The sequence below is a fragment of the Streptomyces sp. NPDC054796 genome, assembly GCF_053611545.1.
This window is the reverse complement of sequence record NZ_JBSHAO010000012.1, coordinates 31,456-57,656: the sequence shown is the minus strand read 5'-3', so window position 1 is coordinate 57,656 and position 26,201 is coordinate 31,456. Positions and strand designations below refer to the sequence as shown.

Below are 26,201 nucleotides of genomic sequence, written 5' to 3'. Positions count from 1 at the left end.
CCGGTTGCCGGGCACGGTGGAGATCTACGTCCTGCCCGCCGGGGATGCGGCAGGCCCGCGCGCTGTTCCGGTGAAGATCTGCTCCGAGTGTGCGCGGCGGGCCGCAGAGCGCTGTTTCCGCTGCCGCCAGCGCCCCGGCACGCAGGTTGTCCTCGACCTGTACTCCGGCGACGAGCGGGGCGCCAGCCCGCAGACACGCACACGCACCGTCCCCGTGAAGGTCTGCGACCCCTGCGCGGCCGAGGACGAAGCCCGTACCGCGAGCACGGACACGCACCGGTGACCCGCCACGCCTGCGAGGTCGAGGGCGGCGGCCATGTGGGCCCCGTCGTCCGCTACCTGCCCACAGCCCGCTACCCCTGGCACAACCCGGTGTGGCTCTGCCCCGGTCACGGCGCCTATCTCCCCTTGGCCACGATCCGCGCCGAGGTCACAGGGGAGACCGTCGCCCGCGCCATCACCGTCTTCACCGGCGCCGGAAAACGCCGCACCGACACCGAACCCGTCGACCCAGCGCCACCCGCCCTGCGCGTGGTGCGCAACCCGTGACCCCCACCCACCACCGACCTGGAGCAGCCCCGTGCCTCGCGATCACACCGTCCTCATCCCCGCCGATCCCGACGATGTCCTCTACGACCCTCACGGCTGGGCCACCTCGTCAGGTTTCCCCGTCGCCGTGCTGGAAGGCCAGCAGGCGCGCTTCGTGATGCGCCGCATCCAGGACCGCGCCGTACGCCTCATGTACGAGCTGCCGCAGGGGCCCGCGTTCCTCACCAGCTACCCGCGCCCCATGCCGCGAGGCCAGGTCATCGAGATCATGGAAGGCAACCTCGCCACCCTCCTCACCGCCCACGCCTGCCACGCCCTGCGCCTGCGCGAAAAGGGCGAGCGGATCGCCGTCGACGGGGAGACACGCGACTGCGTCTCCACCCTGCTCGCGCCCCGCCACTGGTGGCAGGCCCGCCACACCCGCATCGGCAAGGCCCTGCAACACCAGGGCCGCACCGTCATCCTCACCGCACCCCTCGTCGGCGGACGCACACTCCAACTCGCGACGGTGCAGCCAAGCTGACCCCCGTTACCCCCGTCCCCTGGGGAAACCGTCGGCAGCGGTCCAGGGGACGGGCCCCGCCTGCCCCGGCGCCCAGACCCCGCGCCGGGGCAGGCGCACGCACACCGGGGCGCCGCTACACGCTTACGCGGTCTCGGGCTCGCCGCCGAACCGTTCGCGATAGGCCGCGAGGTCGTCCTCGGTGATCTTCTGGAAGAGGACCGGGGGCACCGTGAAGCCCGTCCCGGCCGGGACCGAGGACAGGGACCTGGCCTCGTCGGCGGAGACCCAGCGTGCCGTGTCACCGTCGAGCGCGAACGCCTCACGCATGGCCTTCGCCGTGGCCGGAATGATCGGCTCGGAGACGACGGAGTAGAGGTGGATCAGGTTCATGGCCGTCCGCAGCGTCAGCGCCGCCGCGTCCTTGTCCGTCTTGATCTCCAGCCAGGGCGCCTTCTCCTCCAGGTACACGTTGCCCGCGCTCCACAGCGCGCGCAGCGCCGCAGCCGCCTTGCGGAACTGGAGGGCCTCCATCTGGGCCTCGTACTCCGCGAGCAGCCCGGCGATCTCCTCGCCGAGCCGCTGCTCGGCCTCGCCGGGCTCGGCGCCCGCGGGCACGTCGTCGCCGAAGCGCTTGCGCGAGAAGGACAGGACGCGGTTGACGAAGTTGCCGAGGGTGTCGGCGAGGTCCTTGTTGACGACGGAGGAGAACAGCTCCCAGGAGAAGGACGCGTCGTCCGACTCGGGCGCCGCGGCCATCAGGAAGTAGCGCCAGTAGTCGGCGGGGAGCAGTTCCAGCGCGGCGTCGGTGAAGATGCCGCGGTTCTGGGAGGTGGAGAACTTGCCGCCGTAGTAGTTCAGCCAGTTGAAGGACTTGACGAAGTCGACCTTCTTCCACGGCTCGCGGGTGCCGAGCTGGGTGGCCGGGAACATCACGGTGTGGAAGGGGACGTTGTCCTTGGCCATGAACTCGGTGTAGCGGACGGTGTCGTCGGCCTCGTACCACCAGGACTTCCAGTCCCGCTCCTCCGGGCCGGCGTCGGCCCACTCCTTCGTCGCGCCGATGTACTCGATGGGGGCGTCGAACCAGACGTAGAAGACCTTGCCCTCGGCCGCGAGGTCGGGCCAGGTGTCGGCCGGGACGGGCACGCCCCAGTCCAGGTCGCGGGTGATGGAGCGGTCCTGGAGACCCTCCGTCAGCCACTTGCGGGCGATGGAGGAGGACAGCACGGGCCACTCCTCGCCGTACGCGTCGATGAACTGCTCGACCTCTCCGGCCAGCTTGGACTGGAGGAGGAAGAGGTGCTTGGTCTCGCGCACCTCCAGCTCCGTGCTGCCGCTGATCGCGGAGCGGGGCTCGATGAGGTCGGTGGGGTCGAGGACGCGGGTGCAGTTCTCGCACTGGTCGCCGCGCGCGTTCTCGTAGCCGCAGAAGGGGCAGGTGCCGACGATGTAGCGGTCGGGGAGGAAGCGCCCGTCGGCCTCGGAGTAGACCTGCCGGATGGCGCGCTCCTCGATGAAGCCGTGCTCGTTGAGCTTCCGCGCGAAGTGCTGGGTGATCTCGACGTTCTGCTGCGAGGAGCTGCGGCCGAAGTAGTCGAAGGCGAGGTCGAAGCCCTCGTAGATCGCGCGCTGCGCGTCGTGCTGCTGGGCGCAGAACTCGTCGACGGGGAGCCCTGCCGCCGCCGCGGCCAGCTCGGCCGGGGTGCCGTGCTCGTCCGTCGCGCAGATGTAGAGGACGTCGTGCTCGCGCTGGCGCAGATAGCGCGCGTACACGTCGGCCGGGAGCATCGACCCGACCATGTTCCCCAGGTGCTTGATCCCGTTGATGTACGGCAGCGCGCTGGTGATGAGGTGTCGAGCCATCCTCGGATGCTCCAATTGATCTTGCGGCCCCTGGGGAGGCGCCGCGGCGGGTGCGGTCAAACGGAACGCAGCAACGCCATACAACGCCATCCACGAACTGGTACGCACGACACGTCCAGCATTCGTGCACTCTGCGTGACGATGCGCTAGTGCGGGCCGCCCTCATCCTAGCGACCGGCGCGCTCATCCCGGAATTCGGTTTCCCCCGGGCCCACTGGTGTGCGGAGGCGCGTCCACTGAAGGGCGCACAAGGAGCATATAAAGGGGCATTCATGCTATTACGGGCGTCACTCGCGGCCGTGGCCGAGAGGCGCTGGTCAGGGGAAGCACAACCGCTGTCCCCCCTTCCGCTTTGCCGCCCGCGCCGAAACCCTGGAACGGCCCGCACACCCGCCCGGCACCCCGCCGACCAGCACATCTGGAAGGAACCCCGCCATGGACACCGGCCCCTCCCCCGCACCCGCCGCCACGTCCGCCCCCACCCCCGCGCCCGCCCCGGAAGAGGGCTGGTACGTCGACTCGCGGTGCACCAACTGCGACGTGGCGCGCCAGCTCGCGCCCGATCTGATCCGCGAGGAGCGGGGCCGCTCCGAGATGATCCGGCAGCCACGGGACGCGGCGGAGGAACAGCAGCTCTACGCCGCCGCCTTCGCCTGCCACACCCGCTCGATCCGCCACCCGGCCCACCGCCTCGACCCCGCGATGGACCCGTACCCCCTCGCGCTGGACGACCACGTGCACCTGTGCGGCCACAACGCGCCCCGCAACGCCGCCGCCAACGCCTATCTGCTGCTGCGCGCCGACGGCACCCGGATGATGATCGACACCCCGCGCTGGAGCACGGAGCTGGCCGACCGCTACGAGGCGCTGGGCCGGATCACCGACGTGCTGCTCACGCACCGGGACCACGCCGCGCACGGCCGCCGCTACGCGGACCGCTTCGGTGCCCGGCTGTGGATCCACGAGGGCGACCTCGACGCGGCGCCCGACGCCGACCAGGTGCTGCGCGGCACGGACCCGGTCCGTATCGCGGCGGGCGTGACCGCGTACCCGCTGCCGGGGCACACGCGGGGCAGCGTGCTCTACGTGGCCGACGAGCGGTACTGCTTCAGCGGCGACAGCATGTACTGGTCGCGGACGACGGGCGACGTGGAGGTGGCGGCGAACGTCACCTGGTACTCGATCACGGAGCAGGCGGCCTCGCTGGACCGTACCGTCGGCAGTCTCCGCTTCGAGTGGCTGCTGCCGGGGCACGGCGACCGCAGGCGGCTGCCGTCCGACGAGATGGCGCGCAGGCTGCGGCAACTGGCCAAGCGCGCACGGAAGTTGCGGCCAGGGCCCGTCGACTTCGACGCCATGCGGTGGTGATGCGGGGCGCTGACGACACCTTGCGCCGGTGAAGGACGCGGCGGCCCGAGTGCCCTCCCACCTGGGAAACACAGGCAACACGGGGGTCTCAGCAGGCACTTACGTAACGCAAAAGGCTTCGGTGCCCGGCGAAGAAGATTTCGGTACTGCTGCTGGGTACACCGTACTGTGCAAATCCCGTTGACCCCCCATCGTGTGTAGATGGCGCCGCCCCTCGTAGCGGCGCCGCTTCCACGGGAGGGACAACCATGCTCAACGTGTCCAGCGACGAGACGCCGACGATGGAGTCGGCCCGGACGTACTCCGCGGCGATGGTCAGGACCCGCGTCACCGTGCCGGTGTCGGCCGGGAGTACATGGAAGCCCGCTGAAATGGTCACCTTCAGCGACCTCATCGACGACGGCGAGCACATCGCGGTCACCTTCGCGCCGGTCACCTCCGTACCCCTGGTACGGCTGCACTCGGAGTGCCTGACCGGTGACGTGTTCGGCTCCGGGCGCTGCGACTGCGGCCCGCAGCTCGACGAGTCGGTCAGCATGATCGCCGACGCGGGCGGCATCCTGCTCTACCTGCGCCAGGAGGGCCGGGGCATCGGCCTCTACAACAAGATCGACACCTATCGGGTGCAGGACGAGCTGCAACTCGACACCTTCGCGGCCAACCGCGAACTCGACTTCTCCGACGACTCCCGCGACTACCGGGTGGCGGCGCAGATGCTCCAGGCGCTCGGCGTGCAGCGGATCAGGCTCCTCACCAACAACCCCGATAAGCAGGCCCAGTTGGAGTCCGCGGGCATCGCGGTGGACGAGGTGGTGCCGACCGGCACCTTCCGTACCGCGTACAACGACCGCTATCTGCGCGCCAAGGTCGAGCACAGCGGGCACACCATCACGTTCGCGGAGGAGGCCATATGATTCAGCACCTCGGACCGATCAGCGGCATCGCCGCCTGGCAGGACGCCTACGTGGCGACGGCGGGCTACGACAACCAGGTCATCTGCTGGGACCAGGCCACCGGCAAGGCACTCAGCCGCTCCCTGCACGACCACCTGGCCAACCAGTGCCAGTTCTCGCCCGACGGGCGCTACCTCCTCACCTCCTCCAGCGACTACTCGGCCCGCCTGTGGACCGTGCCTGACCTGCGGCTGAAGGCCGTCTTCGCGGAGCAGGAGGACGACGTCGAGATGTCGGTGTTCCACCCCGCCAAGGAGTGGATCGCCACCGCGTCGCGCGATCACAGGGTGCGCGTCTACGACTTCTCCGGCGAACTGCTGGCCACCTTCACCGGGCACACCGCCGACGTCATCTCCGTGGAGTGGGCACGCGGCGCCGACGAGCTGATCTCCTCCAGCGACGACGGCACCATCAAGCGCTGGTCCCTGGAGAGCGGCGGACTGATCGCCGACCTCGACATGAACGGTGTGGAGACCGACACCATCGCCATCTCCTCCGGCGGCACCATCTTCGCGGGCAACGACGACGGCGAACTGATCGTCATCGCCGACTCCGGACGCACCGTCGTCCCCGCGCACGGTGCCGGTGTGAAACGGCTGGTGCTCGACGACGGACGCGATCTGCTCGTCAGCCTCAGCTACGACCGCACGATGCGGCTGTGGGACGTCTCCGGCGACACACCCTCGCAGGTGGACGCCACCGACCTGCCCGACGACGTGTGGCCGCGCTCGTGCGCCTTCGCGGGCGGCACCACCCTGGTCTTCGCCACGTTCGGCGCCCGCTACCGGGGCTACGACTACCGCACCCGCACCTGGGAGACCGCCGAGGTGGCGCCCACCGGTGGTGTGAACGCGGTGCTGCCGACGGACTCGGGCGAGGTCCTCACCGTCGGCGACGCGGGCGAGGTGCGCAGGGACGGCGCGCTCGTCGCACGCACGGGCAGCCTGTGCAACTTCCTCACCCCGCTCGGCCCGCTCGTCCTCTCGGGCGGACAGCTCGGCAAGGTCTTCGACGCGCTGACGGGCAAGGAGCTGTACCAGCACCACTCGCCCCTCAACTGCGCCGTCGCCTTCGAGCGGGAGGGCGAGCGGTACGCGGTCGTCGGCGCCTACACCGGCGAGGGGCTGCTGCTGCGGCTCACCGCGGACGGCGGCGTCGAGCACGTACGGGACCTGCCGCTGCACGCCAACGCCGTCAAGGGTGTGGCCGTCAGCGGGGACTTCCTCTTCTCGGTGGCAGCCGACGCGTCCGCCACCTGGTACCGCATCTCCACACTGGAGCCGGTGGCGACGGTGGAGGACGCGCACGAGAAGATCGCCAACGGCTGTGTGGGCCTGGCCGACGGCTGGTTCGCCACCGTCAGCCGCGACCTGGTGCTGCGCCTCTTCGACCCGGAGCGCCGCGCCGAGAACGTCGCCACCCCGCACACCCACTCGGTCAAGTGCGTGGCGGCCTCGGACGACGGCCGCCTCGTCGCGACAGGCAGCTACGACGGGCGCGTCGCGCTCTACGACCGGGCCGAGGGGAGCTGGACCGTCGACGTGCGGCCGACCACCGCCGGGATCTCCTGCCTCGCCTACGACGCACAGCGCAAGGGTTTCGTCGCCGGTTCCTACGACGGCCGGGTGCACCCCATCGACGGCTGAGGGCCCGTCGGCGGGGTGACGGTGCCCCGCCCCCTCTCTCACCCCTCACGTTTCCTCTCCCGGTGCCGGGCCCCTCCGTGCCCCGACGCCGCCCACCCCCCATCCCCTCTCCTCACCCCAGGCCGCGCCGGGCGCGGTGCCGGGTCGTGCCGTGGTGCCCTCGTGCGCCGGTACGAACCGTCACCGCGCCCGCGGCCCACGGCCCGCCGCCGCGCTCCGCACACGAGGGCGCGCGCCGCACTCCCCACACGACAGGAGCCATAGGTGCATGGACACACATGACATAGCCGAGGCGTACACCGTCGTCCCCGTCGCGGCGCCGCCGCTCGCCGACGAGGAGTACGCGGCGGTACTGCGCGCCGACTTCACGGACCACTACGCACACGGCCGCGACATCTGGACCGGCGAGGAGGCCATGCGCGAGACACCCCGCATCCTGCTGGCCGCGCTGGCGGACACCCAGGACGCGCACATCCTCGACATCGGTACGGGACACGGCCGGGACGCGGCCATCCTGCTGGCGGGCGGCCACCGGGTGACGGGCATCGACCTCGTCGCATCGGACGAGTGGGCCGGGCTCCGCGCACGCTGGCCGGGACGCGCCAGGTTCGGGGCAGCGGAGCTGACGGAGCCGGGCGAGCTGACCGGGGCACGGCAGTACGACGCCGTACTGGACAACGGCTGCCTGCACCACCAGCACCCGGACCGCTACCCCGCCTATCTGCGGCGCGTACACGAACTGCTGCACCCTGGCGGCCTGTTGACGGTCTCCGTGTTCCACTCGGCGGCCGAGCGGGGCGACCTGTTCGTCAACGGCGGGCGGCGGCTGTACCGGGAGTTTACCGAGGCAGAGCTGGCCGGGCTGCTCACCGCGCACGGCTTCAGCGTGGTGGAGCTGCGCACCGTGCCACGGGGCAGGGACGCGCTCCACTACCTCGTCGGCACGTTCCGCAGCACGCCCACCGCCACCACCGCCGACGCCGACGCCGACGCCGACGCCGACGAGCTGACGTGAACGGGGGCAACGGGGGTCACGGGGGAAGCACCGGGAAAGCGGTGCGGCGCTGGGCCGTGCTGGGGTGCGTCGCCGCCATGTGCGCCGCGCTGCTCTCGCCCACGACGGCCAGCGCGGGAAGCGCAGGAGGCGCGGACCGTGCCTCCGGCTGGACCGGCACCTGGGGCACCGCACCCGCACCCGCAGCGCCCGACGGCATCTCCCGCGACGGCTTCGAGGACCGCACCCTGCGCATGGTGGCCCACACCTCCGTCGGCGGCGACTCGCTGCGGCTGCGCTTCTCGCACGCCTACGGCAGCACACCGCTGGCGCTCGGCCGTACCACCGTCGCACTCTCCCAACCCGGTTCACCCGCTTCGGCGGTGCCCGGCAGCCTGCGCGAGGTCACCTTCGACGGTGGCGCCAAGGGCACCACCGTCGCGGCGGGCGCGGAGAAGCACAGCGACCCGCTGGGGTTCGACGTGCCCGCCGGGTCCGACCTCCTCGTCAGCACGCATCTGCCGCGCGCCACGGGCCCCGTCACCTGGCACTGGCTGGCCCACCAGCACACGTACCTCTCGGAACCCGGCGACCACGCGGCCGAGGACGGCGCCGAGTCCTTCACCAGCACCGAGACCTCCTGGTTCTTCCTCACCGGAGTCGATGTGCGAGGGCCCGAGGCGCGCGGCACCATCGTCGCGCTCGGCGACTCGCAGACCGACGGCGGCGGCTCCACCGTCGACGGCAACGGCCGCTGGACGGACGCCTTCGCGCGGCGCCTCGCCGACACCCCCGCGACGCGCGGCACCGGCGTGCTGAACAAGGGGCTCGGCGGCAACCGCGTGCTGCGCGACGGCCAGGAGACCGACCGGCCGCAGCGGGGCACGAGCGCGCTCGGCCGCTTCGAGCGCGATGTGCTCGGGCAGTCGGGGGTACGCGGCGCCGTGCTGTACGAGGGCATCAACGACCTCCAGTTGGAGCCCTTCGCCACGGCCGACGAGGTGGTGGAGGGGCTGCGCACCATCGCGGCGCGGCTGCGTGCCGAGGGTGTGCCCGTCGTCGTCGGCACCCTCACCCCGTTCAAGGGCTCGCCCCTCTGGACCCCGGAGGCGGAGCGCGCGCGGGTGGCGGTCAACGAACGGCTGCGTTCCCAGGACGCGTTGGCGGACTTCGACGCCGTCGCCGACTTCGACGCGGCCGTGCGCGACCCCGCGGACCCGGAGCGGGTGCGGGCCGGTTTCGACAGCGGGGACCACATCCATCTGAACGACGACGGCTACCGGGCCGTCGCCGGAACGGTTCCCCTGGAGCCGTTCAGCGGCGCCCCGGCGACCGCCAGCGAGCGGAGGCATCCGTGACATCCGTGACGAACGCTTCGATGACCGGTTCCACCACGCCGACGGTGATGGCCAACCCCAACACCCTCTCCGACCGCGCCGCGATGGGACTGCCCGACACCTTCGTGCCGCGTGCCGCCTCCCCGTGGCCACTGCGCGCGCACGGCGACCTGCTCGGCGCGCGCGCCGACACCCTCGTCGCCGTGGCGGAGGACCCGGTGCAGTCCTTCGCGCGGCGGTACGCGGCGGGCACGGTGCTCGGCCTCGTCGGCGACCCGCGCATCCGTCCCGACGACCCGCCCATGGCGGACGTGCCCGCCGCCACCGTACGGCTGGGCCTGGACCCCTCCGAGGTGGAGGCGGTCACGGCGCGCTGGCGGCACGTGGGTGTGGAGGCGGACTGGATCGCCAAGGAGTGCCCCGTGTACGAGGTGTCGCTGCCCGCGTTCCGTATCGCGCGCCACCCCGTCACCAACGCCGAGTACCGGCTCTTCCTGGAGGCGACGGGCAGCACCGCGCTGCCCACCTCGTGGACGTTCGGGGTGTGGCAGGAGGGGCGCGGCAACCATCCGGTGTGGACGGTCGCGCCGGAGGCCGCCGACGCCTACGCCGCGTGGCTGGCCGCGCGTACGGGCAGGCGGTTCCGGCTGCCGACCGAGGCCGAGTGGGAGTACGCCGCCTCGGGCGGGGACGGGCGCGACTTCCCGTGGGGCGAGGAGTTCCTGCCTGGCCACGCCAACACCGCCGAGCACGGCCCGCTGACCACCACCCCGATCGGTATCCACCCCGCCGGGCGCTCGCCTTTCGGGGTGCACGACATGGCGGGCAACGTCGAGGAGTACACGGCCGACGCGTACCGACCGTACCCGGGTGGCACCGCCGTGGCCGACGACCTCGCGGTGCGCCGGGGCAGCTACCGCATCGCGCGCGGCGGCAGCTTCACCCGCTTCGGCGATCTGGCCAGGTGCCGCCGCAGGCACGGCTGGTACGCGCGCGACATCTACGCGATGGGGTTCCGGCTGGCGGAGACACCATGAGGGGCGGCGAGATCACGAAGCGGACCGCCACCACCTCCCCCACCGCCACCACCGCCTCCACGGCCGAACTGGCCGCGATGCACCGCGCGATCGGCCTGGCCGCGTGCGCGGCGGGCCGCACCAGCCCCAACCCGCTGGTCGGCTGCGTCATCCTCGGCCCCACGGGAGACACCGTGGGCGAGGGCTTCCACCGGGGTGCGGGCCATATGCACGCGGAGGTCGAGGCACTTGCCGCCGCGGGTGTCCGGGCCCGTGGTGCCACCGCCGTCGTCACCCTGGAGCCGTGCAACCACCAGGGGCGCACGGGTCCGTGCGCGGAGGCACTGCTCGCGGCGGGTGTGTCCCGGGTGCTGTACGCGGTGCCCGACCCGAACGCGCTCGCCTCGGGCGGGGCGCGGCGGCTGCGGGACGCGGGCGTCGAGGTGCTCGGGGACGTGCGTCGCGCGGAGGCCGAACGCGTCAACGAGCTGTGGCTGACGGCGACCCGCCTTGCCCGGCCCTGCGTCACGTGGAAGTTCGGCGGCAGCCTCGACGGGCGGTCGGCCGCGCCCGACGGCACCTCGCGCTGGATCACCGGCCAGGAGGCCCGCGCCGATGTGCACGCCGTACGCGCCGCGCACGACGCGGTACTGGTCGGCTCCGGCACCCTGCGCGCCGACGACCCGCACCTCGGGGTGCGGCACGGCCACGGGGTGCCGGGCGGTCAGCAGCCGCTGCGGGTGGTCCTCGACCGCATGGGCCGCATCCGCCGCGACGCGCGGGTGCTCGACGAGGCGGCGCCGACGCTGGTCGTCGTCGGCGAGGACACCCCGCGCCCCGAACTGCCGGAACGACACGAGGTGTTGCGGGCACCCGTGGTGGACGGCGCCCTCGATCTGACGGTCGTCACCGACGCGCTGTACGCACGCGGGCTGCGGTCCGTCCTGCTGGAGGGCGGCGCGGGACTGGCCGCCGGGTTCGCGGCACGGGGGCTGCTGGACCGCGTCGTCTCCTACGTGGCGCCCCTGCTGCTCGGCGCCGGGGCCCACCCCGTGCTCGCCGACTTCGGTGTGGGCACGCTCGCCGACGGGCTGCGCCTGCGGCTGGACGAGGTGACCAGGCTCGGCGAGGACGTACGGCTCGTGCTGCGCGCCAGGCCGCTGCCGGGGGAGGGCGCGTGAGGCCACGGCTCGCCGTCATTTACCACAGCAGGCACGGCACCCTGCGCACCCTCTCCCTCGCGGCGGCCGAGGGTGCGCGGCGGGAGGGGGCGCGGGTGCGGGTGCTCCAGGTGGCGGACGAGGACGGGCCTGGCGCGGCGGGTGCGGCAGGGGCGGCAGGCGTCGCACGTATGCCGAGGTGGCCCGAGCGCGTCGCGGCACCGGAGGACGTGATGCGCGCCGACGCGGTACTGCTGGCGGGCCCCACGTACTTCGGGAACGTCTCCTCGTCCCTGAAGCGCTTCCTGGAGAGCGCCACCCCGCTGTGGCGCGAGGGGCTGCTCGCCGACCGGCTGGTGACGGGCATGACGTCCTCCACATGCACGCACGGCGGCCGGGAGGCGACGCTCCTGGCACTGCACCAGACCGTCTACCACTGGGGCTGCTGGGTGGCCGGGGCCGATCCGGGCGCGCCCCACTTCGGGCTGTCGGGCGGCAACCCGTACGGCCTGTCCGCCGTCGGCGGGCGCGGGCCCTCCGGTCCCGCTGAGCGGGAGGGGGCGCGGGAGCTGGGCTCGCGGCTGGCCGCACTCGCCGCGCGCAAGGGCTCCTTCCCCGCGCCCTCGGCCGGTTCCGGTTCCGGGCCCGTCAAGGCGCTGGTGGTACATGTGCCCGGTGACGCGGCCGTGCGGCTGATGGCGCTGGAGGCCGCCGCCGCGATGCGCGCGGCGGGCGCACGGGTGCGGCTGCGGCGCCTCGCGGACATGCCGGGCGGGCCGGGCGGGCGCGACGGCGGACACGGCGACGTACGTGGTGGCGGTGCGCACGGCCGCGACGTGAAACGGTGGCCGGGTCCCCTCGCCGCACCGGCAGGACCGGAGGACGTCGCGTGGGCGGACACCGTGCTGTTCGGGGCGCCCGCGCGGCTCGGCGCGGTGGCGGGCACGCTGACGGGGTTCCTCCAGTCGTTGGCCGACGGGCTGGGCCCGGCCCCGCTGCGGGACAAGCCGTGCGGCGGCTTCGTCTCGGTGGAGCACACCCACGCGGGCAGCGAGTCCGCGCTGCTGGGGCTCAACCATCTGCTGCTCAGCGGCGGCGCGCTCGTCGTGCCGCCCGGATACACGGCACGCGCGGTCTACGAGGCGGGCGGCAACCCGTACGGCACGTCGTACCCGCTGTCACTGGGCGCGTCCCCAGGCCCCGGCGCGCTCGCCGCCGTCGCGCACCAGGCCAGGAGAGCCGTCACGGCGGCGGCCCGTATCAGACCGCTGCCGCTGACAACCCGTCATATCGGAGAGCCCGCAGGCACACCGGCCGGGCACCACGCCGTGGCAGGCGTTCCTGCCACGGGACCGGAGGAGGAGAGGTACGGGTATGAGCTACCAGCAGTATGACGCCATCGGTGAGACCTACGAGGGGTTCAAGTCGCTGCCGATGGCGCGCTATCCGGAACAGTCGAGCTTCCTCGGGCTGCTCGGTGACGTGCGCGGCCTGTCGGTGCTGGACCTCGCGTGCGGCACCGGCTTCTACAGTCGCGGGATCAAGCGGCTCGGCGCCGACCGCGTCCTCGGGGTGGACATCTCGCGCGAGATGGTCGCCGCAGCGCGCGCGATCGAGGAGCGGCAACCCCTCGGTGTGCGCTACGCCGTGGGCGACGTGGCCGATCTGCCGGTGCCCGAGGCGCCGTTCGATGTGGCCACCGCCGTCTACCTCCTCAACTACGCGGAGGACGCGGGCGCGATGGAGAAGATGTGCCGCAGCGTGCACCGCTCCCTCGCCCCCGGTGGCGGCTTCCATGTCCTCACCCAGGCACCCGACTACCGCTTCGACGGGCCCTCCATGGCCAAGTACGGGTTCGTGTACGAGCGCGTCGGCGAGGGCCCGATGGGTCCGCGCGTGTGCATCACGGCGCTGCTCGACCCGCCCGTCGAGTTCGTCACCGGCTACCCCCGTCGCGAGGTGTACGAGGAGTGCCTGACCGCGGCCGGGTTCAGCGACCTGTCCTGGGAGCCGCTGACGGTGCCCGAGGAGGGCAGGCGCGCGATGGGCGAGGGCTTCTGGGACGACTTCCTGGCCAACCCGCCGCTGGAGATGCTGCGCTGCCGCGCGTGAGGCCACGCGCGTGAGCGGGACTCTTCCCGGATCGCCGCCCGCAGTGCGGGCGGGCGGCGCTCACGGCGCGGTACTCACGGCGCGGTACTCACGGCCCGACGCTCATGACTCGGCGCTCACAGCCCGGCGTGCACAGCTCCCGCCGTGGCGAAGTCCACCTCGGCAGCGGGCAGTACGCGAATGCTCCGTCCGGGGAAGTCGAGGTGCCGGAAGATCTCGTTGTGGTGCGCGCGCGAGCGCTCCGGTACGGCCAGCTCGCCGCCCTCGGGCCGTGCGGACGTGGTGTGTCCGTCCGCGACGAGCACCACGTCGTACCCGTGGCTCAGCGCCTGCCGCGCCGTGGTGTCCACGCAGACCTCCGTCGCGAACCCGGTGACGACCACCTCGGTGACCCCCAGACCCTTCAGGATCTCGTCGAGGCCGGTGCCGAGGAAGCTGTCGGCGCTGGTCTTGGGGACGGTCAACTCCCCGTCGCCGGGTGCGAGTTCGGGCACGACCCGCCAGCCCTCCGTACCCGGTTCCAGCTCCTTCCCCTGCTGCTGCACCGTCACCACCGGCGCCCCGGCCGCCAGCGCACGCGCACGGAGCCCGCCGATCACGGCGACGGTCTCGGCGGCCCGGTGCGCGATGGCCATGAGGGCGTTCTGCATGTCGATGACGAGGAGCGCGGGGACATGTGGCACATGTGGCATGGGGTCACCGTAGCCGCAACCTCCGTCGTGCGCCCGCGAGTTGTGCCGCGCCGGTTCCGTCCCCGTAGCACCGCGTCACCCGTAGAACCCGTCACCGCGCCCCGGTGAGGCCGAGCGGACCGCGCGTTCGGTGCGGCGCAGGTGGAGCAGCAGTCGCATGGCCACACAAGGGTCGGAGATGGCCAGGCTGCCGTCCGCCTGCTCCCACAGGGCCTCGGGGACACGCGAGGAGACGGTGCGCGGGCCGACGATCTCGCAGTCGGTGCCGAGCAGCAGGAGTTCGATGTCGGTGCAGGGCACGGGGCTGACCACGTCCGTCTCCGACGTCGTCAGCACGGCGGCGGGCTTGCCCGCGAGGGGCGCTCCCGCGGGGTCGGCGTAGCAGGTCAGCCGGTCCAGCGCGGCGAGCAGCGGCCCGGTGCCGGGGTGCTCGGTCCCGTCGGCCTCCGGTTCGCGGCTGGCGGTGATGAAGGCGTCCGCTTCTTCCGCCCTGGCCAGCAGCGCGCGTGCTTCGGGGGACGGCGCGGAGTCGGCCGCGTCCGAGAACGTACGGAAGCCGTACGGGACTTGGCACACCTCCACCTGGAGGCCCACCAGTCCGGGCTGGGCGAGGGCCCGTAACAGCCGCGCGCTGACGGGGTCCGTGTGCCGGGGCGGGCAGAGGGCAAGTATCCGCACCTCACGCATGGGTTCCGCTTCCTTTCACTCTCGTTCTGGTGCTGTGACATCGCGCCGCCGCGAGGCGCCGTGCGGGAGCCGGTGCCGCCCACGGGGGCGGCACCGGCCGGTGTGCGGCTCGTGCGCGGCTCGTGCGTCAGGCGCCGCGCGCGGGCCGCAGCCTTCGGGCGAGGACGATGCCCGCCAGTGCCAGCAGCGCGGTGAGCGCGAACACGCTGACGAGCGCGGTGCGTGTGCTGGAGTCGTAGTGCTGCGCGAGTGCGATGGCGGCGCCGCCGAGCCCGGCGATGAGCCCGGTGGCGAGGGTCTGGGCGAGCTGGAGTGCGCCGCTGGTCTCGCCCTGCTTCTCGGCGGGTGCCTGTTCGAGGGTGTCGGTCGTGGAGGCGTTGAAGGCGACGCCCATGCCGAGACCGCCGATCGCCCAGCCCACGATGGCGATCCACGCGGGCAGCGCGGTGGTGACGATCGTCAGCGCGATGATGACCACTCCGACGAGCAGGACGACGAAGCCGAGCGCCGTGCCGGCGACGCGGCTGCCGGGGGCGCCGTTGTCCCGCTTGGCCTGGTACAGGGAGCCGACGACCCAGGTGATGGCTCCCGCCGACAGGCCGATGCCGGCCGCCGTCGCGCCCATGCCGCGCTCCTCCTGGAGCCCGAGCGGCAGGAACGCCTCGCTGCCGAAGTACACGCCGCACAGCAGGCCGCGCACGACGATGCCCGCGCCGATGCCGGGGCGTGCGCTCAGGGTGCCCTCGGGCGTGACGCGGCGCAGGGCCGGGACGGCGATGACGACGCCGACCACGGACAGCACGGCCAGCAGCGCGAGGTTCTCCAGCAGCAGCGCCTGGAGCAGCAGTCCGGTGCCCACCGTGAGCAGGATGGCGCTGGCCAGCGGGCCCTTCCACCACGGCGTCGCGGAAGCGGACGCGTCGGAAGCGGCGGTGGCGGCGGCCTCGGGGCGCGGGATGCGGCGCAGCCCCGGCAGCGTCAGCAGCGCGGCGACGGCGGCGATGGGCAGCATCAGCAGGAAGACCGCGCGCCAGCTGCTGAGGTCGGTCAGGGTGCCGGCGACGGCGGGGCCGACGAGGGAGGGAATGGTCCACGCCGAGGAGAGCAGCGCGAACATCCGCGCCCGCAGGTGCTCGGGGTAGGCCAGGCCGATCATGGTGTACGCCATGGACATCACGGCGCCGACGCCGAGGCCCTGCGCGAAGCGGCCCACGAGGAAGAGCGGCCAGTTCGCCGCGGCTCCGGCCACCGCGCAGCCGAGGGCGAAGACGATCATGCCGACGGCCATGGGGCGCAGCGGCCCGCCGCGGTCGGCCGAGCGCCCGGCGAGGACCGTGCCGACAATGTTGGCGAGCATCAGCGCGGACAGGCCCCAGCCGTAGGCGCCGAGTCCGTCCAGGTCATGGGCGATCCCGGGCAGCACCGTGGCCACGCCGAGCGATTCAAAGGCGACCATGCCGACGGAGAGCAGCACGCCGAGGGTGAGCGCGCGGTAGGGCCCGCTGAAGACGCTCTCCTTGGCGTCGGGCGCGTGCCCGGCCGTCGCGGATTCCGTCGTCGCGGCTCCGGTCGTCGCGGACTCGGCCGTCGGCGGGGAGCCGTGTCCGGGGGAGTTCTCGGCTGCCTCGTCGATGTGCTGGGACATGGGGGCAACTCCTTCGAAGGAATTTCGTTCCGTTGTGGATCGGAACGGAATGCTACCTATACTGAGGGCATGGTGAACACCCCAAGGAGCGGTGGCGGCGCGGGCACCGCCGCGCCGCCGCCCCAGAAGCGGACCGGCAGACCACGCGACGAGCGCATCGACCGGGCGGTCAGGGACGCGGTGATGGAGATCCTCAACGAGGTGGGGTACGCCAGCCTCACCCTGGAGGCGGTCGCTTCACGGGGCGGCACCAGCAAGCCGGCGCTGCGCAGGCGGTGGCGCTCGCGTCAGCACCTCGTCGTGGACTCGCTGGCCGAGACCCTGGGCACCACGCCGACCCCGGACACGGGCTGCACCCACTGCGACCTCATCGCCGGGATCGGCACCCTCAGCCAGGCGTTCACCACCACCGTGGGCCGCCGCGCGCTGCCCGCGCTCGTGGCCGACCTCGCCGACGACCCGCAACTGGAGCGGGAGTTCCTCGACTCCTTCTTCCACCCCCGCAGGGCCTCGACGGCCGAGGCGCTGCGGCGCGGCATCCGCCGGGGCGACATCCGTGCCGACGCCGACATCGATCTGCTCCTGGACATGCTGGCCTCGACGACGTACTACCGGGTCCTCTTCGCCCACCTCCCGGTCACCCCCACACTCGCGGAGGACGTCGTCACCGTCGTCCTCGCCGGGGTGGCCACCGACCAGTGGCGGGACGAGCACGGGCACGGCACCGCCTTCTGAGCCCCCCTTCGGGGAGGGGCGCGGAAGCGCGGCGAACAGCACCACGGAGGCACGCACGACAGGCGAAGGACGACGCGTATCCGAGGAGAGCCGACATGCTCAGCAGGGACTGCGAAACATCCGCCCTCGACAAGGTTCTCGGCGGCGCGACCGCCGGGATGGGCACCAGCCTGTTACTGGAAGGGGGCATCGGCACGGGCAAGTCGTCCTTGCTGCGCGGCGCCATGCGCACCGCGCGCTCCCGCGACTTCGGCGTCGTCGCCGTGCGGGGCAGGAAGGAGGAGCGCGGCATCCCGTACGCGGTGGCGCACCAGGCCCGTGACCAGCTCCTCCAGCAGCTCAAGCGCCCCTCCCCCGCAGACGCCGGTGCCGACGCGACCCGCACCGGCGCCAGCGCCAGCACCGCGTGGAGCCGGGACGAACCCGAGACCATGGCGCGGGAGCTGTACGGACTGCTGACCGAACTGACCGCCCGGCGCCCGGTGCTGATCGTCGTGGACGACGTGCAGTGGGTGGACACACCGTCCCTGTACTGGCTGGGACACGTCATGGCCCGCATCGAGGTGCTGCCCGTCGCGCTCCTCGCCTCCCTGGCACGCGGAGTGCCCCCTGCCGAGGGCCGGCAGGCCGAGAACGAGAGCGCGGCCGTCGGTCTGACGGGCGGCTTCCACCAGCAACTGGTGCTGCGCGGGCTGAACGTGGACAGCGTCGGCTATCTGCTCGGCTCGCTGGCGGGCGGGCCCGTGCGGCCCGAACTCACCCGCGTCTGCCACGAGGTGACGGGCGGCAACCCGCTGTGGATGCACGCGCTGCTGCGGGAGATCAGCCGCACCGGCACCGACCTGGCCCGCATGGACCCCGAGCGCATCCGGGACATGGGCGCCGTGGAGGTCGCTGAAACACTGGCGGCACGCTTCGGGCTCCGGTTCCCCGGCGCGTGCCGGGTCTTCGGCGGAGTTGCGGTGATGGGCTCGGTCGCGGGCCCCTGCACGGTGGCCGAACTCGCGGGCATGACACCGGAGTCGACGGCCGATCTGCTGCACGCGCTGGTGCACGGCGGCGTGCTGCGCGAGTCCGACGGGACCGTCAGCTTCCGCCACCCGCTCGTGCGCACCTCGTTCCTCGCCGCGCTCTCCCCCAGCGAACAGTCGTCGCTGCACGCCAGGGCGGCCGAGATGCTGCACCGCTCCGCCGCGCCGAGCGAGGAGGTCGTCGCACACCTGGTGCGGGCCGACCCGATGGACGAGCCATGGGCGCGCGAACTGCTCGCCGACGCCGCCGACAGCCATGTGCGCCGGGGCAGGCTGCGCGAGGCGGGCGCCTGCCTGCGGCAGGCACTGGCGGTGTGCGAGGAGGAGGACGAGCCACGGCTGCTGCACCGGCTCGGCCATGTGGAGCTGGTCACCGACCCGGCCGGGGCCGCCGACAAGTTCCGCCGGGTCCTCGAACTGGCGCCGCGCGGCGGCGACACCCGCGCGACGGCGCTCGTCGACTACGGCTGGGCCGAGGTGCTGAGCGGTCGCGCGTACGCCGGTCTGCGCACCGTCCAGGCCGAGGCGGCCGAGCCCGGCGGCGCAGACGAGGAGGTACGGCTCGGCATCCGGGCGCTGTCCGGGCTGCTGGCCTCCCTCAACGGCGGCGTCGCCCCGCCCGCACTCACCTCGCCACGCGCTGCCGAGGTGCGACGGCCCTGGGTGCGCCGCGTCGTCTCCGTCGCCGAGGCGCTGCACGCGCACTGGCGCGGCGAGGGGCGCGCCGAGGCCGTCGCCTTCGCCCGCCAAGGGCTGGCCGATCCGGGCGGCAGCGCCGCGGTCCTCCCCGCCGAGCGGCTGTCGCTGGCCACCGTCCTCTCCCGCGCGGGCGAGCACGCGGAGGCGCTGGCCGCGTGCCGCGCCGTGCTGGCCGAGGCACGCGCCTCGGGGCAGCGCGCCGCCGCGGAGTCCGCGCGGCACGTGCTCGGGCACTGCGCCCTGCGCGCGGGGAGCGCCGGCGAGGCGGAGCGGTCCCTTCTCCCGCCGCACCCCGAGGACACGGCCCCGGCCCCGGCCTCCGCCGCCACCTCCGGCGACTGGGAGGGCTCGGCGACGCACGGACGCCTGTGGGCGGCCGACACCCTGCTGGAGCTGGGCGAGAGCGAGGCGGCGCAGCGCACGGTGCTCGACGGCTTCGACGAGGAGAACGTGCCGAAGACCCTCAGCCACAAGCTGCTCTTCCAGCGCGGACGGCTGCACCTGGCCGCCGGCCGCACCGAGGCGGGGCTCGCCGACCTGTGGGAGTGCGGACGGCTGCTGACCGCGCGCGGCTGGCTCAACCCGGCCGTGTGCGCGTGGCGTTCGGAGGCGGCGCTCGCCCATCTCGCGCTGGGGCAACGCGCGGAGGCGGAGCGGCTCGCGCGCGACGAGGTGAACCTCGCCCGACGCTGGGGCGCCCCGCACGTGGTGGGCCGCGCGCTGCGGGCCGCGGCCCAGGTGGCGGGCGGCAGGCAGCGCACGGCGCTGCTGAACGAGGCGGTGGAACTGTTCCGGTCGGCCGGTACGGACTTCCAGGAGGCCCAGGTGCGCCGCGATCTGGGCAGCGATCTGCTACGCGCGGGCAAGCGCAGGGAGGCCCGCCTCCAGTTGCGCACGGCCGCCGGGCTGGCCGAACGCTCCGGCGCCGCACGGCTCGTCGCCGAACTGCGGCGCGATCTGGCGGACGCGGGTGCGAAGCCGCGACGGCACGCGGAGACCGGGCCCGAGTCGCTGACCCAGGCCGAGCGGCGCACGGCGCTGCTCGCGGCCGAGGGGCTGACGAACCAGGAGATCGCGGACCGGCTCTACGTCACCCGGCGCACCGTCGAGATGCATCTGAGCCGCGTCTACCGGAAGTTGTGCATCACCGACCGCTCGGCGCTGGCCGCCACCGTCGGCCATCCGTCGGCCGAGGGTGCCGCGCCACCGCCCTCCACGGCGCGCGCGACGCGCGGTCGGCCGCGGCCCGCGGCGTCCGACGGGACGGACGTGTCCGGCGGTGACCCGAACGTCGTGAGCCTGCTCGCCCGAACGGGCACCTGAGCGGGTCCCCTTCGCGGGGTGCGGAAGGGAATGGGGGGCTGCCCTGTTCGCCGGGGGTGTTGCGCGGGACGGTTCGCCGGTGTGGTGGGCGCCGTAGGGTCCCGCGCTGATTTTTGTGCCCCTCGTCGGCGGGGCGGCGGCGTCATGTGGCGGGGCGCCGTCGTTTTCCGGGTGCGGGTCGGTGGCTTCGGCGCGGCGTGTGGTGACGGTGCGACGCGGCTTGCGCCGCGTGATTCCGGGTTTCGACCGTGGATATGGGGTCGCTGTGTGGTGGGGGTCGGCGCCGCGCCGGGGTGTCTCCTCGGCGTGAAGGTCTCGCGTTCGGCTTTCGGCCGGTGACTTGCTCGTCCTGCGGGGACACCCCACCGCACCACCTCCCACCCGGTGGCCAACTCTCGGCCGGTGCCCCCTCCGCTTGTTCCCATGCTGTGGACCGGCGCCTCACCGGCACCGCTACACCACCGCCATGCGCCCGCCCCGGCACCGTGCAGGAGGGGCCCGGCCACCCTTGTTGTGGGCAGGCGTTCCGCTCGGCGAGGGGCACCTCCCAGCGGTAGCTGGGGGAGGGTGGGCACAAGCCCGCAGCACGCGAACGACCCCTCAAGGGGCAATTGGTGAGGCGCACCCCTGCGAAGGGGGGTGTTGCGCGGGACGGTCGGCCGGTGAAGTGGGGACCGCAGGTCCCGCGCTGGGGGCGTGCCGCCGCACGTCATGGAGTCGGCTCCTGCCGACCCGGAGTGGAGGTGGGCCACCGGCGGGACGGGGACGCGGTGGGGTGTCCCCGCAGGTCGAGAAAGTCACCGGCCGAGAGGCGACGACGAAAGCTTCACGCCGAGGAGACACCCCACCGCGGCACCGGACACCCCCCACCCACGCACCCACAACCCCAACAGGAACCCGGAATCACGCGGCGCAAGCCGCGACGCACCGCAACCACACGCCGCGCCGAAGCCACCCACCCGCACCCGGAAACGGCGAACCGCCCCGCGCAAGGGGCCCCGCCCAGGCGTGCTGCGGCACAAAAATCAGCGCGGGACCCTACGGCACCCACCACACCGGACAACCGTCCCGCGCAACACCCCCGACGAACAGGGCAACCCCCATTCCCTTCCGCACCCCGCGAAGGGGACCCGCTGCTCCATGAGCCGGGCCAAGAGGCGCAATAGCCGTTGTAAATATTGCCATGCTTGTTGTACTTTACCTGTGTCAGCTCAACCAGAGGACAAGGAAGCAGGACCCCCATGACCCGGATCGCCGTCATCGTCGGAAGCACCCGCCCCCAGCGCCGGACCCTGGTCGCCGCTCAGTGGGCCCTTGAGGCCGCCGGACGGCACAGCGCCGTCAAGAACGGTGAAGTGAGCGTCGAGCTCGTGGACGTGGCCGACTTCGGCCTCCCCCTGCTGGACGAGCAGTCCCCCGCGGCCTTCGGCGAGTACAGCAACGAGCACACCAAGCGCTGGGCGCAGGCCATCGGTTCCTTCGACGGCTTCATCTTCGTCACCCCGGAGTACAACCACTCCTACGCGGGTTCCCTGAAGAACGCCATCGACTACCTGCACGCGGAGTGGGGCCACAAGGCCGCCGGTTTCATCAGCCACGGTGTGCACGGCGGCACCCGCGCCGTCGAGCACCTGCGCGCCGTCATGGCCGAGCTGAAGGTCGCCACCGTCAGCAGCCAGGTGGCACTCAACGCCTTCACCGACTTCGCCATCACCGACCCCACCCTGCCGGGCGACATCACCCCCGGAGAGCACCAGGAGCCCACCCTCTTCGAGCTGCTGGACGACCTGATCCTCTGGTCCGGTGCGCTCAAGCAGGTCCGCGAGGCCCAGGCCGCCGCGAGCGCCTGACCCCCGGCTTCCCGGCACACCACGAGAGCGCCGTCGGCCCAGCCCCTTCACGGGGCGGGTCCGGCGGCGCCTTCGCGCGTGCGTGGACCGTGCGTGCGTGGACCGTCGTTCGCGTCCGTCAGCGCCTCGGTGACGTCGGGCTCGACGGAGGTCCCGCCGCCCTGGAGCGACGTGGGCCGCCGCGCGGACGGCGTCGTCCAGCCGACGAGACCCCCCGCTTCCGAGGGCTCGTTGGCCTCCGGACGGATCTGGGGCGTGTGGGCCATAAGCCAACGGCGCAATAGCGGGGTGAAGGCGGACATGTGTTCACCTGTGTCCACTGTGGGCACGAGGACGATGCCGACCACAACGCCTCGGCGGAGATCGAGGCCCGTGCCCGCCGGACCGGTGGCACGGTGACCAACAGCACGCGCAGCACCACTACGGTGCGAGTCCCGGCCACCGGCCGGAGGCGGATGCGTGAAGCCCCCGAGCCCGCTCACGCGAGCTGAAGGGAATCGTCCTCACTTATGCGGGCGAGAATGGTCAAGCCTTCGTGTAGGAGCGGAAGCGGAACGGGAGGTCCTGGTGGCTGTTGTGCGTGGCGAGGGTTCTGCTCTCGCCTTCACAGCGGGGCCTCTCGAAGACGTGGTACGAGTAGCGGCGGCCGTTGACGACGGCGACGAAGCCGGGGTCGCCGGACGGGAAGCTGTAGCAGGTGCCGCCCGAGTCGCTTTCCGGGGCGCGGAAGTCGAAGCGGTCCTCGTGGCCCGCGCTGCGGTAGGCGCACAGGAAGTATGAGCCGCACGCGGGTCCGTCCACGATCTCGGTGCCGGGCGTCGTCGTCTCGTAGTCGGTGAACGGGGCGTCGGGCGGGGACTTCGGGGGCGGTTCATCGTCGTCCGGTTGGCCGGGCCGCGCGGAGGACGGCGCCTCGTGCGGCGTCTCCCGTACGGGCGCGGAAGCGGGCGCCTCCGCCACGGCGGGCCCGCGCGGCGCCGACGAGGACGGGGCGACGCTCGGCGTGGCCGACGCGCTGGCGCGGCCCGGCGCCGCCGCCGGGACACGCTCACCGCCGCCACGGGCAGCGCCTTCGGGCGGCCAGAAGCGGTAGGCGGCGGCCCCGGCCGCGACGAGGATCGCCGCGACGACCGCGCCGAGGACCGCGAACAGCGCCTTCTGGCGGGCCCGGCGCCGAGGCGAGGACAGACGCGGCGGGGCCTCCTCACGGATGGTCACCCCGTCCGTCGTGCCCGTCATGATCACGTACTTCGCTTCCCCGCCCGTCATACGGTTGTCGGCCTGCGGAGATTTACCGGCCCCGGACGCCTTCGTTTCGTCCACCTGTTTCCGCTCCCCCGTCGTGCCTTGTCGTGCCCCGTCGCCGAATACCGGCCGGTCACGCTAACGCACCGGACGACCGCCCGTTCCGGCCCGCATTTCTCCGGGTAACAGGCGGCCACCTGGCCCTTTTCCAGAATTCCGCAATGGCGTTCGACGGCGGGGAGGAGGAAATTGAACGGAGTTGAGCGGACGCGTACGGGCGGGCGCACGGCCGGGCGCCCGTCTCAGGAGCCGGGAGACCGGCGGCGGTAGCCGTGCAGGAACGCGCGGACCCCGGCCACGATCACCCCGTGCGCCACGTCTCCCGCTCCCGGTCCCGCTCCCGCATCCGCGGCGTCCACCGTGCCCGTCGCGACGATCCCGTCAGGGCCCACGGAGGGCTCAGGGCGGTCGGGGAGGTCGGCCACCGTGGTCAGCAGCATCAGGTGGAACGCGGCGCCGGCGGGGTCGGGCACCCTCAACAGTCCGCGCTCGCCGAGCCGTTGGAGCCGCGCGCCCAGTTCGCGACGGACCCGCAGCGGCCCGGCCTCGCGCCACGCCTCCAGCGCCTCGCGCGGGATGTGCCCCGCCTCGGCGCTGACCTGACGCACCAGCCCCCGGTGCGGCGCACACGCGGAGGTCTCGGGTCCGGCGAAGGCGCGGCAGAAGGCCACGAGGTCGGCCTCCAGATCGGTCACCTTGCTCAGATAGCGGTCGATGACAGCGATCTGCGCCTCGGCCGCACGTCGTGCGCTCTCCTGAATGACCGCCTGGAAAAGCGCCCGCTTGTCCCGGAAGTGGTTGTAGACGGTGCGCGTGGACACACCGGCCTCCGCCGAAATGGCGTCGATACTCGCGCGGGTGTAGCCGTCCCGCGCGAACACGTTCTGCGCGCCGTCCAGAATCGCCCGGCGTTTGTCCGGCTGCCCGCTGTGCGCGGGAATTCCCCGCCCTGACGTCCCCCGTCCCGACGTCCCCGGTCCGGGCACCCCAGGTCTCTCGTTCGGCCTCGCGCGCCTGTCCATCGCCGCCCGTCCTCCCAGGTAAGGGAAACCCATCGTTTTACTTGCTGCCATACCTGTTGTACTTTACTGCTGACAGCATAGCCAGCAGTCGACGGAAGCAGGACCCCATGACCCGGATCGCCGTGATCGTCGGAAGCACCCGCCCCCAGCGCCGGACCCTGGTCGCCGCTCAGTGGGCCTTCGAGGCAGCGGGGCGGCACCCCGCCGTCAAGGACGGAGGCGTCACCCTCGAACTCCTGGACCTGGCCGACTTCGACCTCCCCGTGCTGGACGAAGCGGTGTCGGCCGCCTTCGGCCAGTACAGCCACGAGCACACCAAGCGCTGGTCGCGGGCCATCGACTCCTTCGACGGTTTCCTCTTCGTCACCCCGGAGTACAACCACTCCCTCCCCGGCTCCCTGAAGAACGCCCTCGACTACCTCTACGGCGAGTGGTTCCACAAGGCGGCCGGTTTTGTCAGCCACGGAGTGCACGGCGGCACCCGCGCCGTCGAGCACCTGCGCGCCGTCATGACGGAGTTGAAGGTCGCCACCGTCAGCAGCCAGGTGGCGCTCAACGCCTTCACCGACTTCGCCATCACCGACCCCACCCTCCCCGGTGAGATCACCCCCGGAGAGCACCAGGAGCCCACCCTCTTCGAGCTGCTGGACGACCTCATCGCCTGGTCGGCCGCGCTCAAGGGCGTACGTCAGCGGCTCGCCGAAGCCGAGACGGCCGGAGCCTGACCGCGCGCCCGGCCCGCCGCCGGGTCCGCGAGCGCACGGCCCCGTCCGCCATCGCGGGGCGCCCCACTCCCCCGAATCCCAGTGGAGGTCAGCATGGCCACGTCCGGGCACACCGAGCGCCCCGAGCAGCCCGAGCCCACGGACGGCACACCGGACAGCGCGCCAGAACGCGTGTCGGAAGGTGTGTCGGCAGGCGCGCTCAGGTACGACGCGTTCTACCGGGGCGAGTCACCCCTGCGCGAGATCGTCGGAGAGGCACTCACCCCCTGGGACATCGACGCGCCACAGCCCGAGGTGGTCGCGCTGGAGCGCTCCGGGCAGATCACGGGCAGCGTGCTGGACGCCGGGTTCGGCACCGGGGACAACGCGTTCTTCCTGCACCGCGCGGGCTACCGCGTCACCGGCTTCGACGGTTCGCCGCACGCCGTGGCACGGGCCGCCGAACGGGCCGCGGCCGAGGGCGCCGGCATCGAGTTCACCGTCGCCGACGCCACCGCGCTCAGCGGACCCGGCGACCCCCTCGCGGGGCGCGGCTTCGACACGGTGCTGGACAGCGCCCTGTACCACTGCCTCGACGCGGACCTGCGGCGCGGCTACGTCGAGGCACTGCACACCGTGTGCCGCCCCGGGGGCCGTCTGCATCTGCTGTGCTTCTCGGACGCGGCCGGGAAACCCAACGACGCAGTGCACTACATCGACGAGGACGAGCTGCGCGACGTCCTGAGCGCGGACGCGGGATGGCGCATCACCACACTGCGCCGCACGCGCTACCTCACCGCGTTCACGCACGCGCATGTGGAGCGCGGCGCCCGCGCGTTCGGCTACGACGCGCCCGACACATATCTGCGCTCGGAGTTCGACGGCGCCGACGAGCACGGGCGGCTGTACGCGCCCGCGTGGCTGGTGTCGGCCGAGCGCGTCTGAGCGCCCGCGCGGCTGCGTTACCCCCCCGACGGGCTCCGCGCCCCCGGGGGGCCCCCAAAG

General features: G+C 72.8%; 24 protein-coding genes. 17 read left to right on the top strand and 7 right to left on the bottom strand.

All coding sequences use genetic code 11. The features are described from left to right. The first annotated feature begins 4 nt into the window (after nt 1-4). The 3 genes from ACWGJ2_RS12845 to ACWGJ2_RS12835 are packed head-to-tail and all read left to right on the top strand — an operon-like array spanning nt 5 to nt 1,072. Nucleotides 5-283, top strand: a complete 279-nt coding sequence (locus ACWGJ2_RS12845) for a hypothetical protein (RefSeq protein WP_453346085.1) — start codon at nt 5-7, stop codon at nt 281-283. Then, on the top strand, nt 280-549 hold the full coding sequence (locus tag ACWGJ2_RS12840) for a hypothetical protein (RefSeq protein WP_453346084.1): 270 nt from the start codon (nt 280-282) through the stop codon (nt 547-549). Before ACWGJ2_RS12845 ends, ACWGJ2_RS12840 begins: the two co-directional genes overlap by 4 nt. Nucleotides 550-580: 31 nt before the next feature. Then, complete coding sequence (locus ACWGJ2_RS12835; protein ID WP_453346083.1) at nt 581-1,072, top strand: hypothetical protein; 492 nt, start codon at nt 581-583, stop codon at nt 1,070-1,072. A gap of 123 nt (nt 1,073-1,195) precedes the next feature. Here the strand turns inward: ACWGJ2_RS12835 and metG are convergent, their stop codons facing one another. After that, entirely contained in the window at nt 1,196-2,917 is a 1,722-nt protein-coding gene (gene metG, locus ACWGJ2_RS12830) for a methionine--tRNA ligase (RefSeq protein WP_453346082.1), read from the bottom strand. Nucleotides 2,918-3,352: 435 nt separating this feature from the next. On the opposite strand from metG, the gene ACWGJ2_RS12825 reads away from it, so the two are divergent. The 9 genes from ACWGJ2_RS12825 (at nt 3,353) to ACWGJ2_RS12785 (ending at nt 13,503) form a co-directional block, all read left to right on the top strand. Next, nucleotides 3,353-4,285, top strand: a complete 933-nt coding sequence (locus tag ACWGJ2_RS12825) for a 4Fe-4S domain-containing protein (RefSeq protein ID WP_453346081.1) — start codon at nt 3,353-3,355, stop codon at nt 4,283-4,285. Between the two features lie 248 nt (nt 4,286-4,533). Next, entirely contained in the window at nt 4,534-5,199 is a 666-nt protein-coding gene (locus tag ACWGJ2_RS12820; protein WP_453346080.1) for a GTP cyclohydrolase II, read from the top strand. Beyond that, nucleotides 5,196-6,884 (top strand): WD40 repeat domain-containing protein, encoded by a 1,689-nt coding sequence (locus ACWGJ2_RS12815; RefSeq protein ID WP_453346079.1) that lies wholly within the window; start codon nt 5,196-5,198, stop codon nt 6,882-6,884. Before ACWGJ2_RS12820 ends, ACWGJ2_RS12815 begins: the two co-directional genes overlap by 4 nt. Before the next feature lie 268 nt (nt 6,885-7,152). Further along, nucleotides 7,153-7,899 carry an SAM-dependent methyltransferase gene (locus ACWGJ2_RS12810; protein WP_453346078.1) on the top strand — a complete coding sequence of 249 codons (747 nt, stop codon included), beginning with the start codon at nt 7,153-7,155 and terminating at the stop codon, nt 7,897-7,899. After that, nucleotides 7,896-9,236 carry an SGNH/GDSL hydrolase family protein gene (locus ACWGJ2_RS12805; RefSeq protein ID WP_453346077.1) on the top strand — a complete coding sequence of 447 codons (1,341 nt, stop codon included), beginning with the start codon at nt 7,896-7,898 and terminating at the stop codon, nt 9,234-9,236. The genes ACWGJ2_RS12810 and ACWGJ2_RS12805 overlap by 4 nt, the downstream gene beginning before the upstream one ends. A 20-nt stretch (nt 9,237-9,256) precedes the next feature. After that, nucleotides 9,257-10,252 (top strand): formylglycine-generating enzyme family protein, encoded by a 996-nt coding sequence (locus tag ACWGJ2_RS12800; protein ID WP_453346185.1) that lies wholly within the window; start codon nt 9,257-9,259, stop codon nt 10,250-10,252. Beyond that, nucleotides 10,249-11,412 (top strand): bifunctional diaminohydroxyphosphoribosylaminopyrimidine deaminase/5-amino-6-(5-phosphoribosylamino)uracil reductase RibD, encoded by a 1,164-nt coding sequence (gene ribD, locus ACWGJ2_RS12795; RefSeq protein WP_453346076.1) that lies wholly within the window; start codon nt 10,249-10,251, stop codon nt 11,410-11,412. Before ACWGJ2_RS12800 ends, ribD begins: the two co-directional genes overlap by 4 nt. Continuing rightward, nucleotides 11,409-12,785, top strand: coding sequence for an NAD(P)H-dependent oxidoreductase (locus ACWGJ2_RS12790; RefSeq protein WP_453346075.1), 1,377 nt, complete (start codon nt 11,409-11,411; stop codon nt 12,783-12,785). The genes ribD and ACWGJ2_RS12790 overlap by 4 nt, the downstream gene beginning before the upstream one ends. Then, nucleotides 12,766-13,503 carry a class I SAM-dependent methyltransferase gene (locus tag ACWGJ2_RS12785; protein ID WP_453346074.1) on the top strand — a complete coding sequence of 246 codons (738 nt, stop codon included), beginning with the start codon at nt 12,766-12,768 and terminating at the stop codon, nt 13,501-13,503. Before ACWGJ2_RS12790 ends, ACWGJ2_RS12785 begins: the two co-directional genes overlap by 20 nt. 116 nt (nt 13,504-13,619) lie before the next feature. Here ACWGJ2_RS12785 and ACWGJ2_RS12780 read toward each other — a convergent pair whose 3' ends face one another. The 3 genes from ACWGJ2_RS12780 to ACWGJ2_RS12770 form a co-directional block, all read right to left on the bottom strand. Then, complete coding sequence (locus ACWGJ2_RS12780) at nt 13,620-14,195, bottom strand: cysteine hydrolase family protein (protein WP_453346073.1); 576 nt, start codon at nt 14,193-14,195, stop codon at nt 13,620-13,622. Between the two features lie 75 nt (nt 14,196-14,270). Beyond that, the gene (locus tag ACWGJ2_RS12775) at nt 14,271-14,882 is read right to left on the bottom strand and encodes an NAD(P)H-dependent oxidoreductase (protein ID WP_453346072.1); all 612 of its coding nucleotides are present in this window, start codon (nt 14,880-14,882) and stop codon (nt 14,271-14,273) included. A gap of 127 nt (nt 14,883-15,009) precedes the next feature. After that, entirely contained in the window at nt 15,010-16,527 is a 1,518-nt protein-coding gene (locus tag ACWGJ2_RS12770) for an MFS transporter (protein WP_453346071.1), read from the bottom strand. A 69-nt stretch (nt 16,528-16,596) separates the two neighbouring features. On the opposite strand from ACWGJ2_RS12770, the gene ACWGJ2_RS12765 reads away from it, so the two are divergent. From ACWGJ2_RS12765 to ACWGJ2_RS12755, 3 genes are all read left to right on the top strand, one after another. After that, on the top strand, nt 16,597-17,262 hold the full coding sequence (locus ACWGJ2_RS12765; protein ID WP_453346070.1) for a TetR/AcrR family transcriptional regulator C-terminal ligand-binding domain-containing protein: 666 nt from the start codon (nt 16,597-16,599) through the stop codon (nt 17,260-17,262). 95 nt (nt 17,263-17,357) lie between these two features. Next, on the top strand, nt 17,358-20,315 hold the full coding sequence (locus ACWGJ2_RS12760) for an AAA family ATPase (protein ID WP_453346069.1): 2,958 nt from the start codon (nt 17,358-17,360) through the stop codon (nt 20,313-20,315). A gap of 1,241 nt (nt 20,316-21,556) precedes the next feature. After that, nucleotides 21,557-22,165 carry an NADPH-dependent FMN reductase gene (locus ACWGJ2_RS12755; RefSeq protein WP_453346068.1) on the top strand — a complete coding sequence of 203 codons (609 nt, stop codon included), beginning with the start codon at nt 21,557-21,559 and terminating at the stop codon, nt 22,163-22,165. 47 nt (nt 22,166-22,212) lie between these two features. Here the strand turns inward: ACWGJ2_RS12755 and ACWGJ2_RS12750 are convergent, their stop codons facing one another. The 3 genes from ACWGJ2_RS12750 to ACWGJ2_RS12740 form a co-directional block, all read right to left on the bottom strand. Further along, on the bottom strand, nt 22,213-22,431 hold the full coding sequence (locus ACWGJ2_RS12750; protein WP_453346067.1) for a hypothetical protein: 219 nt from the start codon (nt 22,429-22,431) through the stop codon (nt 22,213-22,215). A 259-nt stretch (nt 22,432-22,690) separates the two neighbouring features. After that, entirely contained in the window at nt 22,691-23,488 is a 798-nt protein-coding gene (locus ACWGJ2_RS12745) for a hypothetical protein (protein ID WP_453346066.1), read from the bottom strand. 224 nt (nt 23,489-23,712) lie between these two features. Then, a complete protein-coding gene (locus ACWGJ2_RS12740; RefSeq protein ID WP_453346184.1) occupies nt 23,713-24,369 on the bottom strand; it encodes a TetR/AcrR family transcriptional regulator in 657 nt (218 codons plus the stop codon). Between the two features lie 230 nt (nt 24,370-24,599). Between ACWGJ2_RS12740 and ACWGJ2_RS12735 the strand changes: the two genes are divergently transcribed. Beyond that, nucleotides 24,600-25,217 carry an NADPH-dependent FMN reductase gene (locus tag ACWGJ2_RS12735; RefSeq protein WP_453346065.1) on the top strand — a complete coding sequence of 206 codons (618 nt, stop codon included), beginning with the start codon at nt 24,600-24,602 and terminating at the stop codon, nt 25,215-25,217. A gap of 93 nt (nt 25,218-25,310) precedes the next feature. Beyond that, on the top strand, nt 25,311-26,141 hold the full coding sequence (locus ACWGJ2_RS12730) for a class I SAM-dependent methyltransferase (RefSeq protein WP_453346064.1): 831 nt from the start codon (nt 25,311-25,313) through the stop codon (nt 26,139-26,141). Nucleotides 26,142-26,201: the final 60 nt, after the last annotated feature.